Source organism: Pseudomonas bharatica CSV86, from assembly GCF_000319305.2.
In the GTDB taxonomy this organism is placed as follows: domain Bacteria; phylum Pseudomonadota; class Gammaproteobacteria; order Pseudomonadales; family Pseudomonadaceae; genus Aquipseudomonas; species Aquipseudomonas bharatica.
Genome location: NZ_AMWJ02000001.1, coordinates 2,410,416 through 2,425,719 on the forward strand (window position 1 = coordinate 2,410,416; position 15,304 = coordinate 2,425,719).

General features: G+C 64.0%; 14 protein-coding genes. 5 read left to right on the forward strand and 9 right to left on the reverse strand.

Translation table 11 applies throughout. The features are described 5' to 3' along the window. Positions 1 to 16: 16 nt before the first annotated feature. The 3 genes from CSV86_RS10830 to CSV86_RS31875 are packed head-to-tail and all read right to left on the reverse strand — an operon-like array spanning position 17 to position 3,858. Positions 17 to 1,591 (reverse strand): alkaline phosphatase D family protein, encoded by a 1,575-nt coding sequence (locus CSV86_RS10830; protein WP_009406977.1) that lies wholly within the window; start codon positions 1,589 to 1,591, stop codon positions 17 to 19. Positions 1,592 to 1,600: 9 nt separating this feature from the next. Beyond that, positions 1,601 to 2,986, reverse strand: coding sequence for a TonB-dependent receptor (locus CSV86_RS31870; protein WP_311985827.1), 1,386 nt, complete (start codon positions 2,984 to 2,986; stop codon positions 1,601 to 1,603). After that, the gene (locus CSV86_RS31875; protein ID WP_240160410.1) at positions 2,977 to 3,858 is read right to left on the reverse strand and encodes a TonB-dependent receptor; all 882 of its coding nucleotides are present in this window, start codon (positions 3,856 to 3,858) and stop codon (positions 2,977 to 2,979) included. The genes CSV86_RS31870 and CSV86_RS31875 overlap by 10 nt, the downstream gene beginning before the upstream one ends. A 296-nt stretch (positions 3,859 to 4,154) precedes the next feature. Here CSV86_RS31875 and CSV86_RS10840 point away from each other — a divergent pair, with 296 nt between their 5' ends. The 3 genes from CSV86_RS10840 (at position 4,155) to CSV86_RS10845 (ending at position 7,811) form a co-directional block, all read left to right on the forward strand. Then, entirely contained in the window at positions 4,155 to 5,099 is a 945-nt protein-coding gene (locus CSV86_RS10840; protein ID WP_240160411.1) for a sigma-54 interaction domain-containing protein, read from the forward strand. Positions 5,100 to 5,101: 2 nt separating this feature from the next. Next, complete coding sequence (locus CSV86_RS31880; RefSeq protein ID WP_311985808.1) at positions 5,102 to 5,224, forward strand: helix-turn-helix domain-containing protein; 123 nt, start codon at positions 5,102 to 5,104, stop codon at positions 5,222 to 5,224. Between the two features lie 121 nt (positions 5,225 to 5,345). Beyond that, positions 5,346 to 7,811 carry a UvrD-helicase domain-containing protein gene (locus tag CSV86_RS10845; RefSeq protein WP_009406984.1) on the forward strand — a complete coding sequence of 822 codons (2,466 nt, stop codon included), beginning with the start codon at positions 5,346 to 5,348 and terminating at the stop codon, positions 7,809 to 7,811. Between the two features lie 73 nt (positions 7,812 to 7,884). Here CSV86_RS10845 and nhaB read toward each other — a convergent pair whose 3' ends face one another. Continuing rightward, a complete protein-coding gene (gene nhaB / locus CSV86_RS10850; RefSeq protein WP_009406986.1) occupies positions 7,885 to 9,387 on the reverse strand; it encodes a sodium/proton antiporter NhaB in 1,503 nt (500 codons plus the stop codon). 151 nt (positions 9,388 to 9,538) lie between these two features. Between nhaB and CSV86_RS10855 the strand changes: the two genes are divergently transcribed. Both CSV86_RS10855 and nudC read left to right on the forward strand, forming a co-directional pair. After that, positions 9,539 to 10,351, forward strand: a complete 813-nt coding sequence (locus CSV86_RS10855) for a crotonase/enoyl-CoA hydratase family protein (RefSeq protein ID WP_009406988.1) — start codon at positions 9,539 to 9,541, stop codon at positions 10,349 to 10,351. 27 nt (positions 10,352 to 10,378) lie between these two features. Then, positions 10,379 to 11,209, forward strand: coding sequence for an NAD(+) diphosphatase (gene nudC, locus CSV86_RS10860; RefSeq protein WP_009406990.1), 831 nt, complete (start codon positions 10,379 to 10,381; stop codon positions 11,207 to 11,209). Here nudC and CSV86_RS10865 read toward each other — a convergent pair. From CSV86_RS10865 to CSV86_RS10885, 5 genes are all read right to left on the reverse strand, one after another. Next, the gene (locus tag CSV86_RS10865) at positions 11,177 to 11,956 is read right to left on the reverse strand and encodes a TSUP family transporter (RefSeq protein WP_009406992.1); all 780 of its coding nucleotides are present in this window, start codon (positions 11,954 to 11,956) and stop codon (positions 11,177 to 11,179) included. The genes nudC and CSV86_RS10865 overlap by 33 nt on opposite strands. Before the next feature lie 192 nt (positions 11,957 to 12,148). Further along, positions 12,149 to 12,916 (reverse strand): SDR family oxidoreductase, encoded by a 768-nt coding sequence (locus CSV86_RS10870; protein ID WP_009406994.1) that lies wholly within the window; start codon positions 12,914 to 12,916, stop codon positions 12,149 to 12,151. Between the two features lie 23 nt (positions 12,917 to 12,939). Then, positions 12,940 to 14,007 carry a phosphotransferase family protein gene (locus tag CSV86_RS10875; RefSeq protein WP_009406997.1) on the reverse strand — a complete coding sequence of 356 codons (1,068 nt, stop codon included), beginning with the start codon at positions 14,005 to 14,007 and terminating at the stop codon, positions 12,940 to 12,942. 186 nt (positions 14,008 to 14,193) lie between these two features. Then, entirely contained in the window at positions 14,194 to 14,511 is a 318-nt protein-coding gene (locus tag CSV86_RS10880; RefSeq protein ID WP_009406999.1) for an SCP2 sterol-binding domain-containing protein, read from the reverse strand. 53 nt (positions 14,512 to 14,564) lie between these two features. Then, positions 14,565 to 15,275 carry a histidine phosphatase family protein gene (locus CSV86_RS10885; RefSeq protein ID WP_009407001.1) on the reverse strand — a complete coding sequence of 237 codons (711 nt, stop codon included), beginning with the start codon at positions 15,273 to 15,275 and terminating at the stop codon, positions 14,565 to 14,567. Between the last annotated feature and the right edge of the window lie 29 nt (positions 15,276 to 15,304).

The following is a 15,304-nucleotide window of genomic DNA, read 5'->3' on the forward strand; positions in this document are numbered from 1 at the left end:
CCGTGCCGCGAGGACCTCAGGCTTCCAGGATCCGCGAGCTCCCACTCTCCACCACCAAGCGCTTCAAGGTCGAAACGCTGGCCGCCGGGTCCATCCGGTCTGAGATCGCCTGCATCCGCACTTCCAGCCGGTCCCTGTGCAGGTCCAGTGCCAGGTACCCGCGCGGGCGACTGTCATAGAAGCGTATCTGCGGGTTGTCCGGCAGGATCGACTGCACCGCTTCATAGCTCGGGCCGTTGGAGGTGATGGACGTCCCGACGAACTCCGCCGCCACCACCCGTGAGTCCGGGTCCTCCGGCCGCTCGTGCAGGTGATTGGCCCAGAAGGAATGGTAGTCGCCACTGAGCACCACCGGATTGGCCACCCGGCTGTCGCGCAGGTTCTCCAGCAGGCGCCCGCGGGCCGCCTGGTAGCCGTCCCAGGTGTCGGTCCAGTAGCGGGCCTCGTCGTCGCCGGGCCGTTGCGCCCGCAACGGCGCGACCAGCAGGTCCTGGGCTATCAGGTTCCAGCGGCTGTCACCACGGCGCAGCCCGTCGTAGAGCCAGCGCTCCTGCTCGAAACCGAGCAGGGTGCGCTGTGGATCACGCAGGTCGAGGCAGCTTTCTCCTTCCATATGCCCCTTGCCGAACGCCGGCGCCTGGTAGCAGGGCTGTCTGGAGCGGTATTGACGACCGTCCAGCACCGGTAGCGCGGCGAGGTCGCCGTAGCGGAATCGCCGGTAGATTCGTGGCCCGCCGTTGCTGCCCAGGGACGGGCGGCGCAGCGGCATGTTTTCCAGGAACGCCTGGTAGGCCGCCGCCCGGCGCAGGCGGAAGCGCTCGACGCTGATCTTCGGGTCCTTGGAGTAGACCTGGGAATAGTCGTCCTGCACCTCATGGTCGTCCCAGGTGGCGATCCACGGGGCGGCGGCATGCAGGCGGCGCAGGTCCGGGTCGGTGCGGTGCAGCGCATAGCGATAGCGGTAACCGGCCAGGTCGGTGGCCTCCGGGGCGTTGTAGGCGCGGGCCAGCCCGGGGGTATCCGGGGCGTTGCTGTATTCGTAAATGTAGTCGCCAAGAAACAGCACCAGGTCCGGATGCTCGTCCGCCATATGCCGGTAGGCACTGAACAGCCCGCGTTCGTAGTTGGCGCAGGACGCCACGCCAAGGCGCAGGCGTTCCGGGCGGGCGTCAAGCGCCGGGAGGGTCAGGCTGCGTCCGGCTTCGCTGCGTTCGCCCAAGGCGATAAAGCGGTACCAGTAATCGCGGCCAGGCGCCAGGCCCCGCAACGCCACGTGCACGGCATGGCCATTGACGGCCAGGGCCTGGGTGCGGCCGCGCTGGGCGATACGCCGAAAGTCCGGGTCGAGGCCGACTTCCCAATCCACCGGCACGCTGGCTGGCAGTTCCAGTTCATTGCCCGGGTAAGGCAGGCCGGCACTGAGCCGGGTCCAGATGACAAAGCCGTCGGGCCAGGGATCGCCGCTGGCGACCCCGAGCAGGAAAGGCGAGGCGATCCCGCCCAGGGCGCGGCCATAACGCAGCAGCAGGGGCGCCGCGGCTGCCCCCGCCAGCAGGCGCAGGGCCTGGCGGCGGTTGAAGTCGGAGGTCATGGGCGCTCCTCAGAATTTATAGCTGGCCTGGACGCCCACGGTACGCGGGTCGCCGGGCGTGGCCATCTGGGCGTTGGAGAGGAACGAGCCGTGGTACAGGTCGTATTTCTTGTCGAACAGGTTGCGTGCCCACAGCGCCACCGACCAGTTGCCATTCACCGGGGTCAGGCCGAGGCGGGCGTTGGCCAGCCAGTAGGCTTCGGTGGTGGTGCCGTTACTGCCGGCGATGCTGTCGTGGTAGGAGTAGTCGCTCTGCGCACTGAGGACGAAGCCGGGAATCTCCCAGGCATATTCGACCTGGCCGCCGTAGCTGGTCTCGGGGAAGTTGGTCAGGCTGGAGCCGGAAAAGTCGGTGTACACCGGATAGGCGAAGCCCACCGCGCGGGTGGCCGTGCTGTTCAAGCCCTGGTAGTCGATGTACTTGCCTTTCTTGGTGCCGAAGTACTGGCCGATGGTCAGGCCGGCAAGCGGCTGCCATTGCAGTTCCAGCTCATAACCGTAGATCTTCGATTTGGGAATGTTGACCAGGCGTCCGACGTTGCCAACCTGCTGGCTGATCCATACCTGGGACTGGTATTGCTGGTCGCGGTAGTCGTAGTAGAAGGCCGCCGCATTGAGGCGCAGGGTGTCGCTCAGGTCGCTCTTGAAGCCCACTTCGTAGGCCAGCAGTTTCTCCGGCTTGACCGGGGCGATCTGCTCGACATAGCTGGAGTTGTAGGCGGTGAAGCCACCTGACTTGATACCGCGGCTGACCGTCGAGTAGAGCAGGGTCGACGGGGTCAACTGGTACTCGAGGCCCAGTTTCCAGGAGGTGGAATTGCTGTCCAGGTCGCTGTCGGCAGCGGGGAAGGTGCTGGCGCCAAGGCTGTAGGCGCCGTTGTTGACCAGGATGCGACGGGTGCTGAAGTCATCCAGCTCGCGCTTTTCCTGTTCCTGGCGCAGGCCGACGATCAGCTTGAGGTCGTCGGTCAGGCGGTAGTCGCCCTGGGCGAACAGGCCCCAGGTCTGCGAGCGCTGCTGGTAGGAGGTGTAGGTGCCGTAGCCGAGGTTGGCGCTGAAGTCGGAGTAGAACTCCTCGTCGAGGCGGTCCTTGGCGAAATACAGGTCGGTCTGCCAGTTGAAACGCTCGTTGTCGTGGGAGGCCAGGCGCAGCTCCTGGGAGAACACCTCGACCTGGGAGTCGAAGTACTCGTCGGACTGCGGGATCACCGAGGCGTCCCAGTCGATGTACTCGCGACGGCGGAAGTGGTCCGAGGAGGTGATGCTGGTGATGCTCAGGTGGTCGTCCAGGTCGAAGGTGCCGGTGAGGGCGAAGCCGGTGTTGTCGTTGTCGCGGTGCGGCTTGTCCTTGACCGACAGGCCGGTGAGGTTGGCGAAGCCCGGGGTCAGGCCCAGCCGGTCTTCTTGCCGTTGCTCTCCGGGGCGATGGTGCTGTAGCGCGAGCCATAGGTAGCGTTGGGCTTGAGCCCCTGGTAGAGGTACGAGCCGCGGCTGTCGGACTGGTCCTTGCCACCATGCACGCTGAGGTTGAAGTTGATCGCGTCGCTGGCGTCCCAGTCCAGCTGGCCGCGCAGCGAGGTGGTGTCCTTGTCGCCGAGGCTCTGCCCGGTATCGCGATTGTCCTGCCAGGCGCCGCCTTGCTCGGTGATGAAGGCCAGGCGTGCGCGCAGGGTGTCGCTGACGGGGCCGGAAATGAAGCCCTCGACGCTGCTGGCGTTATAGGAACCGTAGTTGCTGGTGAGGCCGCCGTGCAGCTCGCGGGTCGGCTTGTTGGTGATGAAGTTGATCGCCCCGGCGGTGCTGTTGCGCCCGTACAGGGTACCTTGCGGGCCGCGCAGCACCTCGACCCGCTCCAGGTCGAAGAGTTGGCCCTGGGTCTGGATCGGGTAGGGCAGCGCCACCTGGTCGAGGTACACACCGACGGTGGAGGTGTTGTTGCTGCCGTAGTCCTTGAGGCCCACGCCTCGGATGCGGAACAGCGGGTTGCCGCTGCCGTACTGCGGGGCGATATCCAGGTTGGGCACGTAGTTCTGCAGCTGGTTGACGTTGGTCACGCCTTTTTCCTGCAGGGCCTCGCCGCTAAGGGCGGTGACCGCAAGACCGATGTCCTGGGCCGATTCCTCGTGGCGCTGGGCGGTGACGGTGACCGAGGCCAGGGCCGTGGTCGGTTGCTCGGCGGCCTGGGCGACGGCGCCGGCCAGCAGCGAGGCGCTGGCGAACAAGGCGTGACGACCGAATGGAAGGCTGTTGCGAAGTGTTGTGCGCATGGCGGGTGTCCCTTGAGAAATGCAAATAAGGGCCGCTCTGTGAAGAGTAAGCAGGCAGGGCGATAGCAAGCGTTGTGCCATCAGTCGAATCGCCCGGTTTCATTACGTTTTCATGACAGTCAGCACAAGCTGGAGGCGCGTCGCGGTGGATATCCAGCAACCGCCGGAGCAGTTTGTTGCAGAACCAGCAACCTGGGTAAAAGGTTATTTTCTAATGCCTTTTTAATATTTCTGGCTATAAGCGAGCGGGCGGTAGAGTGACCACTTTCCTATTTCGACACCGGGACGTATTTGCCATGAGCGGTTTTCAGGGACAGCCGAACCCGATTCTGACCTTGCCCAGTGGCGCCAAGGACCCGCTGTCGATCCGCGCCAAGGCGCTGGTCTTCGCCGACCCGCGCTCGCGGCAGTTGCTGGAGTACCTGCAGCGGGTCGGGCCTAGCGAGGCGCCGGTGCTGATCAATGGCGAGACGGGTACCGGCAAGGAACTGGTCGCACGCTATATCCATGCCGCCAGCGGGCGCAGCGGTGCGTTCGTCGCGGTGAACTGCGGCGCCATCAGCGAAACCCTCGCCGAAAGCGAATTCTTCGGTCACGAGGCCGGGTCCTTCTCCGGTGCAACGGGCCGCCGCGCTGGCTGGTTCGAGGAGGCGGACGGCGGCACCCTGTTCCTCGACGAGATCGGCGACCTGCCCTTGCCCCTGCAGGTCAAGCTGCTGCGGGTGTTGCAGGAGCAGGAGGTGGTGCGGGTCGGCTCACGTAAACCGGTGAAGATCGATATCCGCCTGGTGACCGCAACCAACGTCAACCTGGAACAGGCGGTGGAGGCAGGGAATTTCCGCCTTGACCTGTTCTACCGCATCAATGTCGCCCAGGTCGCGGTGCTTCCCCTGCGTGAGCGGCCACTGGACATCCTGCCGTTGGTGGAGCACTTCCGCGCGCTGTACAGCGCCCGCCTGAAGATCGCCGAACCGATACTTTCCGAGTCTGCCGCCCAGGCACTGCTGGACTATCCATGGCCAGGGAACATCCGCGAGCTGGAGAACGTCGTGCACCTGGCCCTGCTGGTGGCCGGGGACAAGCCGATACGGCCGGAGCACTTGAAGTTCTCTGCCGGACTCAGCGCCTTGTCCGCTGCCTCGGGCGGAGTGAGCAAACTGCCGCAGGAGGTGATCCGCGAACAACTGCTCAGGCTGTTCGACACCCCGGCGATTCGCTGCTCAACGATATCGAGGACCTGATCGTGCGCGAGGCCTTCGCCCACTGTGGCTTCAACCAGTTGCGCACCGCTGAACTGCTCGGTATCACGCGCAATGCCGTGCGTACCCTGCTGGTCAACCACGGCCTGCTCAAGGGGCGCGCCTGATCTGCCAGGTTTTCTCCGTTCTGTGCGCTAATCCCCTGATTCAACAGACAATCAGCCCTGTCCCATCAGGCTCGAATGGGGTACAACGTCCGGCTTGTGTGTTCGTTCAGCCGGAGTCGGTGTGTCAGAAAAGCTTCCCCCGCAACCCCAGGATCTCACCCCGCCAGCCCAGCTGCCGTGGCTCAGGCGGCTGACCGCGCGTCTGCTCGGTCGCGGCCTGAACCGCCTGCGGGCGCAGCATCGCGATTCCTGGTTCCTCGGCCATGCCACCGGCCAGCGCACCGGTCACGCCGAAGGCCTGCGCGAAGGCTTCGATGAGGGCCATGCGGTCGGTTACGAGGCCGGCCGCCAGGTCCTGGTGATCCGTGATACCCGTGCCGAGGAACATGGCGTACCGGGTCTCGACGACGCCCTGTTCGACGACTGGCGCCTGCCGCTGACAGCGGAGCTGAAGAAGCGCTTCAAGGCGGATGTTGCCGCGCGTCTGCCGGCCCATGCGCAGCCGAGCGCGGCGCAGTGGAAGATGATCTTCAGCGACACCCCGTCTACCTGCGTGATCGCCGGTGCAGGAGCGGGCAAGTCGACCTCGCTGGTATTGCGCATCCTGCTGCTGCGCCAGTACCTGGGCTACGAGCTGGACGCCATGACCGTGGTGACCTTTACCCGCGAGTCGCGCAAGGACTTCATCAGTCGCTTGTTGCAGGTCTTCAGCCAGTGGCAGGTGCCGTTGAGCCCGGTACAGGCGCGGGAGCTGGTACGCACCTTCCATTCGCGGATCCTGCCGCTGGTGCGCAGCCTGCCGGGCTTCAGCCAGGTACGGGCCTTCGAGACCCTCGGCAGCGAACTGCCCACAGGCGCTGAAGCCGATGCCGAGAGCAACCCCTTCGACCTGCGCATCAACGATGCCCAGCGCCAGCAGCTCAACCTCTGCTATCGCGACCTGCTGCGTGCCAGCCCGCGCTTCGCCGAACTGATCGCCGGGCTGCGCCGCGAAGCGATCCAGCTCAAGGCGCTGGAGAAGGATCATCCCGATGTGCAGAAGCGTGTCGCCGTGACCCAGCTTTCTGCCAGCCGCGACGAGGAATTGTGCGACACCATTGAGGATCTCTGGTTCAGGGCTGGCGCCTGGCCGATCAAGGGCATCGAGCCGAGCCGCGAGACCGTGGAGATCAATGGCAGCCGTTTCCATTTCCATGGCCATATCGCCGAGTTGGATGCCTGGGTGGTGCTAGGCTTCGACCCGGGCGAGAACCAGAACTACAAGCGCCCCGGCGCCAAGCTGCCGGTGTGGGCGGAGTGGGTGATCAAGCGCACCCTGTTTCAAGCTTTCTGCGATAAGCCTGTGATTTGGCTGGGAAATTATGCCGAAGCCAGGCGGCTCACCGCTTCCCTGGCTGGCGACGCGGTGGCCGGCCCGGGCTTTGACTACAAGGTGAAGGGCGAACTGGCCGCCGTACCCTTGCTGGATGCCTTTGTCGGGGCGGCGGGGTTTATCGAGAACCTCGGGCTGGACGTCAGCGTCGCGGTGAAAGGCATGAGCTTCCCGCAGGGCGATACCGACGCACTGTTCTTCGAAGCCCTGAGCCTGTACTGGAAAGCCCTGGAGGAGCACCTGCTGGACCAGTCGCCGCCGGTGATGACCTACAACCGCATGTTCGCCCTGTTCGGCGAAAACAACCCGGAGAACCTGCGCCTGCTCCCGGACCCGCTGCTGCGGCCGATGGCGCACCTGATGATCGACGAGTTCCAGGATGTCTCGCCGCAGATCGTCTCGTGGATCCGCGCCAGCCTGCGGGAGATCCGTCGTCGCGGCCCGGACATGCATGCCGGCCGTGCGGCGCAGCATTCCTCGCTGCTCTGCGTGGGGGATGACTGGCAGTCGATCTACGGCTGGCGGGGCAGCTCGCCGAAATACTTCATGGAATTCGCCAAGGCCTTCGTCTCGCCATCGACGACCCGGGTGATGCTCACCGACAACTATCGCAGCCATCAGTACATCATCGATGCGGCGGAGCATGTCGTCCGCTCGGCGCCGTCGATTGCCGGGAAGAAGGCCAGGGCCATGGGGCCGGCGGCTGGAGAATGCTGCCCGGTACAGGTGCAGGAGCGCGATGAGGCAGCCTTGGCCGAGCAGGTGATCGAGCATTACAACCGGGGTGAGTCGGTCATGATACTGTTTCGAAAAAGTGCGGATAAGTTGCTGATTTCAAATCATATTCAGTCTGTAATTAATGTGGATTCTAGCTTGCCTCATGGGCAGCGCCGACTGAAGCAACTGACCTACCACAGTGCCAAGGGCCTGCAGGCGGATGCGGTGTTCATGCTTGGTGATTGCCAGTATGTGACCCGTTCGCCGTACAAGAACCAGGTGTATCGCCTGGCCGGGCTGGGCAAGAGCGGCGACCCGGAAGCGTTCGATACGGCGCAGAAAGAGGAGATCCTGCGCCTGGCCTATGTGGCGATTACCCGGGCGGTGCGCTACTGCTACTGGCACGTGGAGAAGCCCGGCGCGGATCAGGCCGGGCAGCCGCGGGCTTCGCTGCAGGTGGATGGGAAGAAGGTGTTCTTCGAGGATTTGCGGGGTTAGTAAGGGCCTCATCGCTGGCAAGCCAGCTCCCACATGTGGGAGCTGGCTTGCCAGCGATGAGGTCCTCAGGGTTTCACAGCCAGTAGGTCACTGCCCACCACCCCAATCCACCCATGACCACGGTGTAAGGCAACGCCATCCACACCATCCGCCCATAGGACAGCCGCACCAGCGGCGCAATCGCCGAGGTCAGCAGGAACAGGAACGCTGCCTGCCCATTGGGCGTCGCCACGCTTGGCAGGTTAGTCCCGGTGTTGATCGCCACCGCCAGGGTCTCGAAATGCTCGCGGCTCATGCTGCCATCGAGGAACGCCTGCTTCACCTCGGTGATGTAGATGGTGGCGACGAACACGTTATCGCTGATCGCCGACAGCAGGCCGTTGGCGATGAACAGCATCCCCGGTTGCTGTTCCGCCGGCAGCGCCAGCACCCACTGGATCAGCGGGGTAAACAACTGCTGCTGGTGGATCACCGCGACCACGGCGAAGAACACCACCAGCAGCGAGGTGAACGGCATGGCATCCTGGAACGCCCGGCCCAGGCGATGCTCGTCGGTGATCCCGGTAAAGGCGGTGATCAGCACGATCACCAGCAATCCGATCAGCCCGACCTCGGCCACATGCAGCCCCAGGCAGACGATCAATATCAGCGCGGCGATGCCTTGTACCAGCAGGGCCGCGCGCTGCTGCGGCGTGCGCTGGGCATCGTCTTCGGCGCTGTAGGCAGCCAGCACCTGGCGCACGTTGTCCGGCAACCGGGCGCCATAGCCGAACCAGCGCAGCTTCTCCAGCAGTACGCAGGTGACCAGGCCCGCTACCAGTACCGGCAGCGAAACCGGGGCGACCTTGAAGAAGAAATCCTGGAAGTGCCAGCCCATCTCGTGGCCGATCAGCAGGTTCTGCGGCTCACCGACCAGGGTGCAGACGCCACCCAGCGCGGTGCCCACGGCGCCATGCATGAGCAGGCTGCGCAGGAAGGCGCGGAACTGGTTCAGGTCTTCCCGTGCCAGTTCGGGAAGCTGGTGGTCGATGTCGATCTGTGTCTCGCTGCGCGGGTCGTTGCCAGAGGCGACCCGGTGGTAGACGCCGTAGAAACCTACCGCCGCACTGATGATTACCGCCGTGACGGTGAGGGCATCTAGAAAGGCTGAAAGAAATGCGGAAAGGAAACAAAAAGCCAGTGATAACAGTGCTTTGGATCGGATACCTAACAAAATACGTGAGAACGAAAACAGCAGCAGGTCCTTCATGAAATAGATACCTGCCACCATGAACATCAGCAGCAGGATCACCGGAAAGTTGTGCTGCAATTCTTCGTACAGCGCCTCGGGCGTTGTCAGCCCCAGCAGCAGCGCTTCGACCAGCAACAGACCGCCCGGCATCAGCGGGTAGCACTTGAGGGCCATGGCGAGGAAGAAAATGAACTGCACCACCAGCACCCAGCCGGTAGCCACCGGGCCAAGGGTCGCCAGCAACAGCGGATTGAGCACGAGGAACAGGCCGACCGTGGCCTTGTACCAGCGCGGCGACTGGCCAAGGAAGTTGTGGGCCAGGGCGCTGGTCAGGGAGCGTGGCATGAAATGTTTCCTGATGATTCAAAGACCTGCGCACGGTGCCGCAAGTACCGGGCAATATCAACAGCTCCAGTCCCGCTTTTGGCACAAGCGCGGTGTGTCGGGTGGGATATAGTCCAAAGCTTCCTACATCCGCCGCTCAAGGAGTGCCGCCATGACCGACTACACCGCGTTCAAGGTCGAGCTGTCGAACCATATCGTCCACGTCCAGATCAACCGTCCGGAAAAGATCAACGCCATGAACGCCGCCTTCTGGCGCGAGATCGTCGAGATCTTCCAGTGGATCGACGAGACCGACGAGGCGCGGGTGGTGGTAATCAGTGGTGCCGGCAAGCATTTCTCCTCGGGAATCGACCTGATGATGCTGGCCTCGCTGGCCAACGAGCTGGGCAAGGATGTTGGTCGCAACGCGCGCCTGCTGCGGCGCAAGATCCTCGAGATGCAGGCCTCGTTCAACGCCGTGGACAACTGCCGCAAGCCGGTGCTGGCGGCGATCCAGGGCTACTGCATCGGTGGCGCCATCGACCTGGTCTCCGCCTGCGACATGCGCTATGCGGCCAGTGATGCGCAGTTCTCCATCAAGGAAATCGACATGGGCATGGCCGCCGATGTCGGCACACTGCAACGTCTGCCGCGTATCATCGGCGACGGCGTGCTGCGCGAGCTGGCCTACACCGGACGCACCATCGGCGCCGAAGAGGCGCAGCGCATCGGCCTGGTCAACCGTACCTATGATGATCATGGTGCGCTGCTTGACGGAGTCTTTGCCATCGCAGCCGAAATTGCGGGAAAATCCCCGATCGCCGTGGCCGGCACCAAGGAGATGCTCAGCTATATGCGCGATCACCGGATCGACGACGGGCTCGAGTACATCGCCACCTGGAACGCCGCCATGCTGCAATCCACCGATCTGCGGGTGGCCGTGGCCGCCCATATGAGCAAACAGAAGCCGGAGTTCGCCGATTGACCGGCGGGCTTCGCTAAGGAATCGATGATGTCAGCGCGTTGGACCACTGCGGTACTGGATACGAATGTCAGCGGCGGCCTGGTGGTCGTGCGCAGCGCCGAAGGATTCATGGTGGACGCCAATGGCGCGCTGTTCCCGCGCGACTGGTTCAAGCGCCAGGAGCCGGACATCCGCTTCGAGCACGGCATCGGCCACTACGACGGGCAGCCGGTGTACCTGGCCGAGCTGCACGGCGCCCAGGCGCTGCCCGGCTGCAGTTGGCGCGGGCTGCGCCAGTTCATGCTGGAAGGGGATTTCGACACCTACAAGATCCTCGGCTATGCCGCGCAGATCGCCACCTGGGCCCGCGAGCACCGTTTCTGCGGCAGTTGCGGCCAGGCGATGACCCAGGTCCCGCGGGAGCGCGCCATGTACTGCGAGCCTTGCGACCTGCGCAGCTACCCGCGCATCTCGCCGAGCATGATCGTGCTGGTGACCCGTGGCGACGAAATCCTCCTTGCCCGCTCACCACGCTTCGTCACCGGCGTCTACAGCACCCTGGCGGGCTTTGCCGAGCCGGGGGAGTCGGCGGAGGATTGCCTGGTGCGGGAAGTGCGCGAGGAAGTGGCGCTGGAAGTGCAGAACATCCAGTACGTCGGCAGCCAGTGCTGGCCATTCCCGCATTCGATGATGCTCGGCTTCCATGCCGAGTACGCGGGCGGAGAGATCGTCATGCAGCCGGACGAGATCGAGGATGCCCGGTGGTTCCGTGTCGACGCCTTGCCGCCGCTGCCCGCCGGGCGCTCCATTGCCCGCTACCTGATCGACCTCTACGTGGCGCGTCGCCTAGGCCTGCCCGAACCAGTGCTGCCACGCTAGGCGCACGGTCAGCGCCAGGACCACGGTGATGAACACCGGGCGAATGAACTTCGAACCGCCGCTGATGGCGGTTCGGGCGCCGAAGAAGGCGCCGACCATCAGCGCCGAGCCCATCGACAGCCCTACCAGCCAATCCACCTGGCCCGAGAAGATGAACACCGACAGCGCCGCCGCGTTGCTGACAAAGTTCATGCTGCGCGCCACACCGCTGGCCTTGACCAGGTCGATGGGGTAGATCAGCAGCGTGCTGACGGTCCAGAAAGCGCCGGTACCAGGGCCGGCCACGCCATCATAGAAGCCCAGGGTGAAGCCTTGGGGGAACTGCCATTTCTTCTTGATCGGCACGTCGGCATCCAGCGGCGCCTTGGGCGTGCCGCCGAACAGCAGGTACACGCCACAGGCGAAGACGATCACCGGGAGCATCTTGTTCAGCCATTCTGCCGGCAGGTAATGGGCGACCACCGCACCGATCAGGGCGCCGACCAGGGTGCCCAGCAGCGCATGTTTCCACTGTGCCGGGTGGAACAGCTTGCGTCGGTAGTAGGTGAAGCCGGCGGTGGCCGAGCCGAAGGTGGAGCTGAGCTTGTTGGTGCCCAGTACCAGGTGCGGTGGCATCCCGGCGGTCAACAGGGCGGGCGTGGTGAGCAGGCCGCCACCGCCGGCGATGGCATCGATGAAACCGGCAACGAAGGCGACTGCGGCGAGGATGGCGAGGGTGGTGAGATCAACGCTGAGTTCGAAGGGCATGGGGGATTTCTTGTGCGACAGGGGCTGGCGAGAAGGGCTCGCCGGAAGCGGGTATGGTACGCCTGTCGTCGGCTTTTGTGTGGCTCTTGAGGGCCCTATCGCTGGCAAGCCAGCTCCCACAGGGGGCGCGTGCACCGCCGGACCTGTGGGAGCTGGCTTGCCAGCGAAGAGGCCCTCGAGTTCACCAGAGAATCAGGACAGGAACCCCCCGTCCACATTCAGCGCCACCCCGGTGGTATAGCTGGACGCATCACTGGCCAGGTACAGCACGGCGCCGGCCATTTCCTTCGGATCCGCCACTCGCTTGAGCGGAATCTGCTGCAGCGCGGTATTGAGGATCGCATCGTTCTTCACCAGCGCCGAGGCGAACTTGGTATCGGTCAGGCCGGGCAGCAACGCGTTGCAGCGAATCCCGAACGCCGCGCACTCCTTGGCGAAGACCTTGGTCATGTTGATCACCGCCGCCTTGGTTACCGAGTAGATGCCCTGGAACACGCCCGGCGATACGCCGTTGATCGAAGCGACGTTGATGATGCTGCCGCCACCGTGTTCGCGCATCAGCTTGCCGGCTTCCACCGACATGAAGAAATAGCCGCGGATATTCACGTCCACGGTCTTCTGGAAGGCGCCCAGGTCGGTGTCCAGCACATTGCAGAATTGCGGGTTGGTCGCGGCGTTGTTGACCAGGATGTCCAGGCGCCCGAACGTTTCGCGGATTTGCGCGAACACTGCGCTGATCTGCTCCATTTCACCAATGTGGCAGGCAATCGCAGTGGCCTTGCCGCCGGCCGCGACGATGCTGTCGGCCACTTGCTGGCAGCCATCGAGCTTGCGACTGGAGACGATCACATGGGCACCCTGCTGGGCCAGCAGGTGGGCGATGGCTTCGCCGATACCGCGGCTGGCCCCGGAAACGAAGGCGATCTTGCCGTCGAGGTCGAACAGGTGGGTCTTGGACATGGCAGGTTCCTTGTTGTAGTCGTTCAGAGACTGGAGGCGTCGATGACCTTGAGGCTCATCTGCTCCAGCAGCTTGTTCATATGGATGAACTGGGCGAAACGCTTGTCCTGGGTCTGGCCGTGGAAGAAACGGTAGTAGATCTGCTGGACGATCCCCGCCAGGCGGAACAGGCCGTAGGTGTAGTAGAAGTCGAAGTTGGCGATTTCGATTCCGGCACGCTCGGCGTAGTAATCGACGAACTGGCGACGGGTCAGCATGCCCGGGGCATTGGAAGGCTGGCGGCGCATCAGTTGCACCGGCGCCGGGTCGGCGGCTTCGATCCAGTAGGCCAGGGTGTTGCCCAGGTCCATCAGCGGGTCGCCGAGGGTGGTCATTTCCCAGTCCAGCACGCCGATGATGCGCATCGGGTTGTCGGCGTCGAGGATCACATTGTCGAAGCGGTAGTCGTTATGGATGATGCCCGGGCGCGGGTGGTCCGCCGGCATTTTCTCGCGCAGCCAGGCGATCACCGCTTCCCAGCGCGGGGCGTCCGGGGTCAGGGCTTTCTCGTAGCGCCCGGCCCAGCCTTCGATCTGCCGTTGTACGTAGCCATCCGGCTTGCCCAGGTCGGCCAGGCCCACGGCGTGGTAATCGACCTGGTGCAGTTCCACCAGGCGGTCGATGAAACTCTTGCACAGCGCTTCGGTGCGGGCGGCGTCGAAGCCTAGTTCCGGCGGCAGGTCGGAGCGCAGGATGATGCCCTTGACCCGCTCCATCACGTAGAACTCGCCACCGATCAGCGACTCGTCGGTGCAGTGCACGTAGGCCTTGGGGCAGTAGGGAAAGCCGGCGTTGAGCTGGTTGAGGATACGGAACTCGCGGCCCATGTCATGGGCGGACTTGGCCTTGCTGCCGAAAGGTGGGCGGCGCAGGACGAACTCGCGCTGCGGGTAGCTGACCAGGTAGGTCAGGTTCGAGGCGCCGCCAGGGAACTGGCTGATCAGCGGCGTGCCTTCGAGGCCGGCGATATGCGCCTTGAGGTACGGGTCGATCAGGGCGGAATCGAGTTCCTCGCCGGGGCGGACCTGGGTGGACTGATCGGTGAGCGACATGCCTTTTCCTTATTTTGGTAGCCATGGAACATTGGCTAATCTAATGATCGCGTGCGGACCTGCCAAGCGCTGCCATGCCTTATTGGCGCGGGTGTTGCCGGTCGATCAACGCTCCTGATGCCTGCTGCGGGCGAAAAAAAACCGAAGCGCTGGAGGGCTTCGGTTTCTTCGTCACGGGCGTGGTCGTTACGCCGGGAAAAGCTCGCTGAGCTTCATCGACAGCATCATGTCGCCTTCGACGCGCAGCTTGCCGCCCATGAAGGCCTGCATGCCGTCGGTCTCGCCGCTGACGATGCCCTTCAGGGTTTCGCTGTCCATGACCAGGGTGCAGTTGGCGTCGGCGTTTTCACCTTCCTGCAGGTCGCAGGTGCCGTCCTTGACGATCAGCGCGTAGTGCTTGTTTTCGTCGGTGATGTTGAAACCGAAGATCAGGTCCAGGCCGGCGGCGGCGCTTGGGTTGAACTTGGCTTTCATGGCTTCAACGGCTTTGGCGACTTCGCTCATGGTGTTTTCCTTATTGAGTGGTTTCGGTTACGCAGGGTCGTTATGCGCCGGATTCATCGCCAGGTGACGAGTTCCGGCACCCTCAGCAGCCGTACATGGGCTTGGCTGTTGAAGGAGGCCAGGGTCACCTCGCTGCCGCGGAATTTCAGCTGGCTGAGCGAAGTGTTGATGATCTGCCAGTTCAGCTCGAAGGCCTGGCTGGCACTGATGCCGGTGATGCGGTGGAGCAGGGCGGCGATGGTTCCGCCCGAGGTGAAGATGGCGATGTTGTCGCCGCCGGCGGCCTGTTCCAGGACGCGCTGCAGGCCTTCGCCCGTGCGTTGCACGAAGGCCGCCCAGCTCTCGATCCCGTCGCGGTCGTGCTGGCCGCCATGCCAGCGCTGCACGATCAGGGCGAACAGGCGCTGGAATTCGGCACGATGCTCGCGGGCATTGCGCAACACGTTCAGGGCTTCGGGTTCTTCGGGAAGCAGCGCGGGAAGCAGGGCGCGGATAACCGCGTCGGCATCGAATTCGTTGAAGGCGGCGTCGGTTTCCACGTCGGGAACCTTCACACCGCTCGCCTGCATGGCACCGAGCGCAAGCAGCGCAGTGTCCTGCTGGCGGCGCAGGTCGCCGGCGATGCAGCGGTCGAGCTTGAGCCCGAGCTGGACCAGGTGGGCGCCGAGGGCTTCGCTCTGGCGCATGCCGACCGACGAAAGAACGTCGTAGTCGTCGCAACCGAAGGAGGCCTGGCCATGTCGTATCAGGTAGATGCTGCCCACGTCGTCTGCCCGGGAAGTTGGATCTGGCG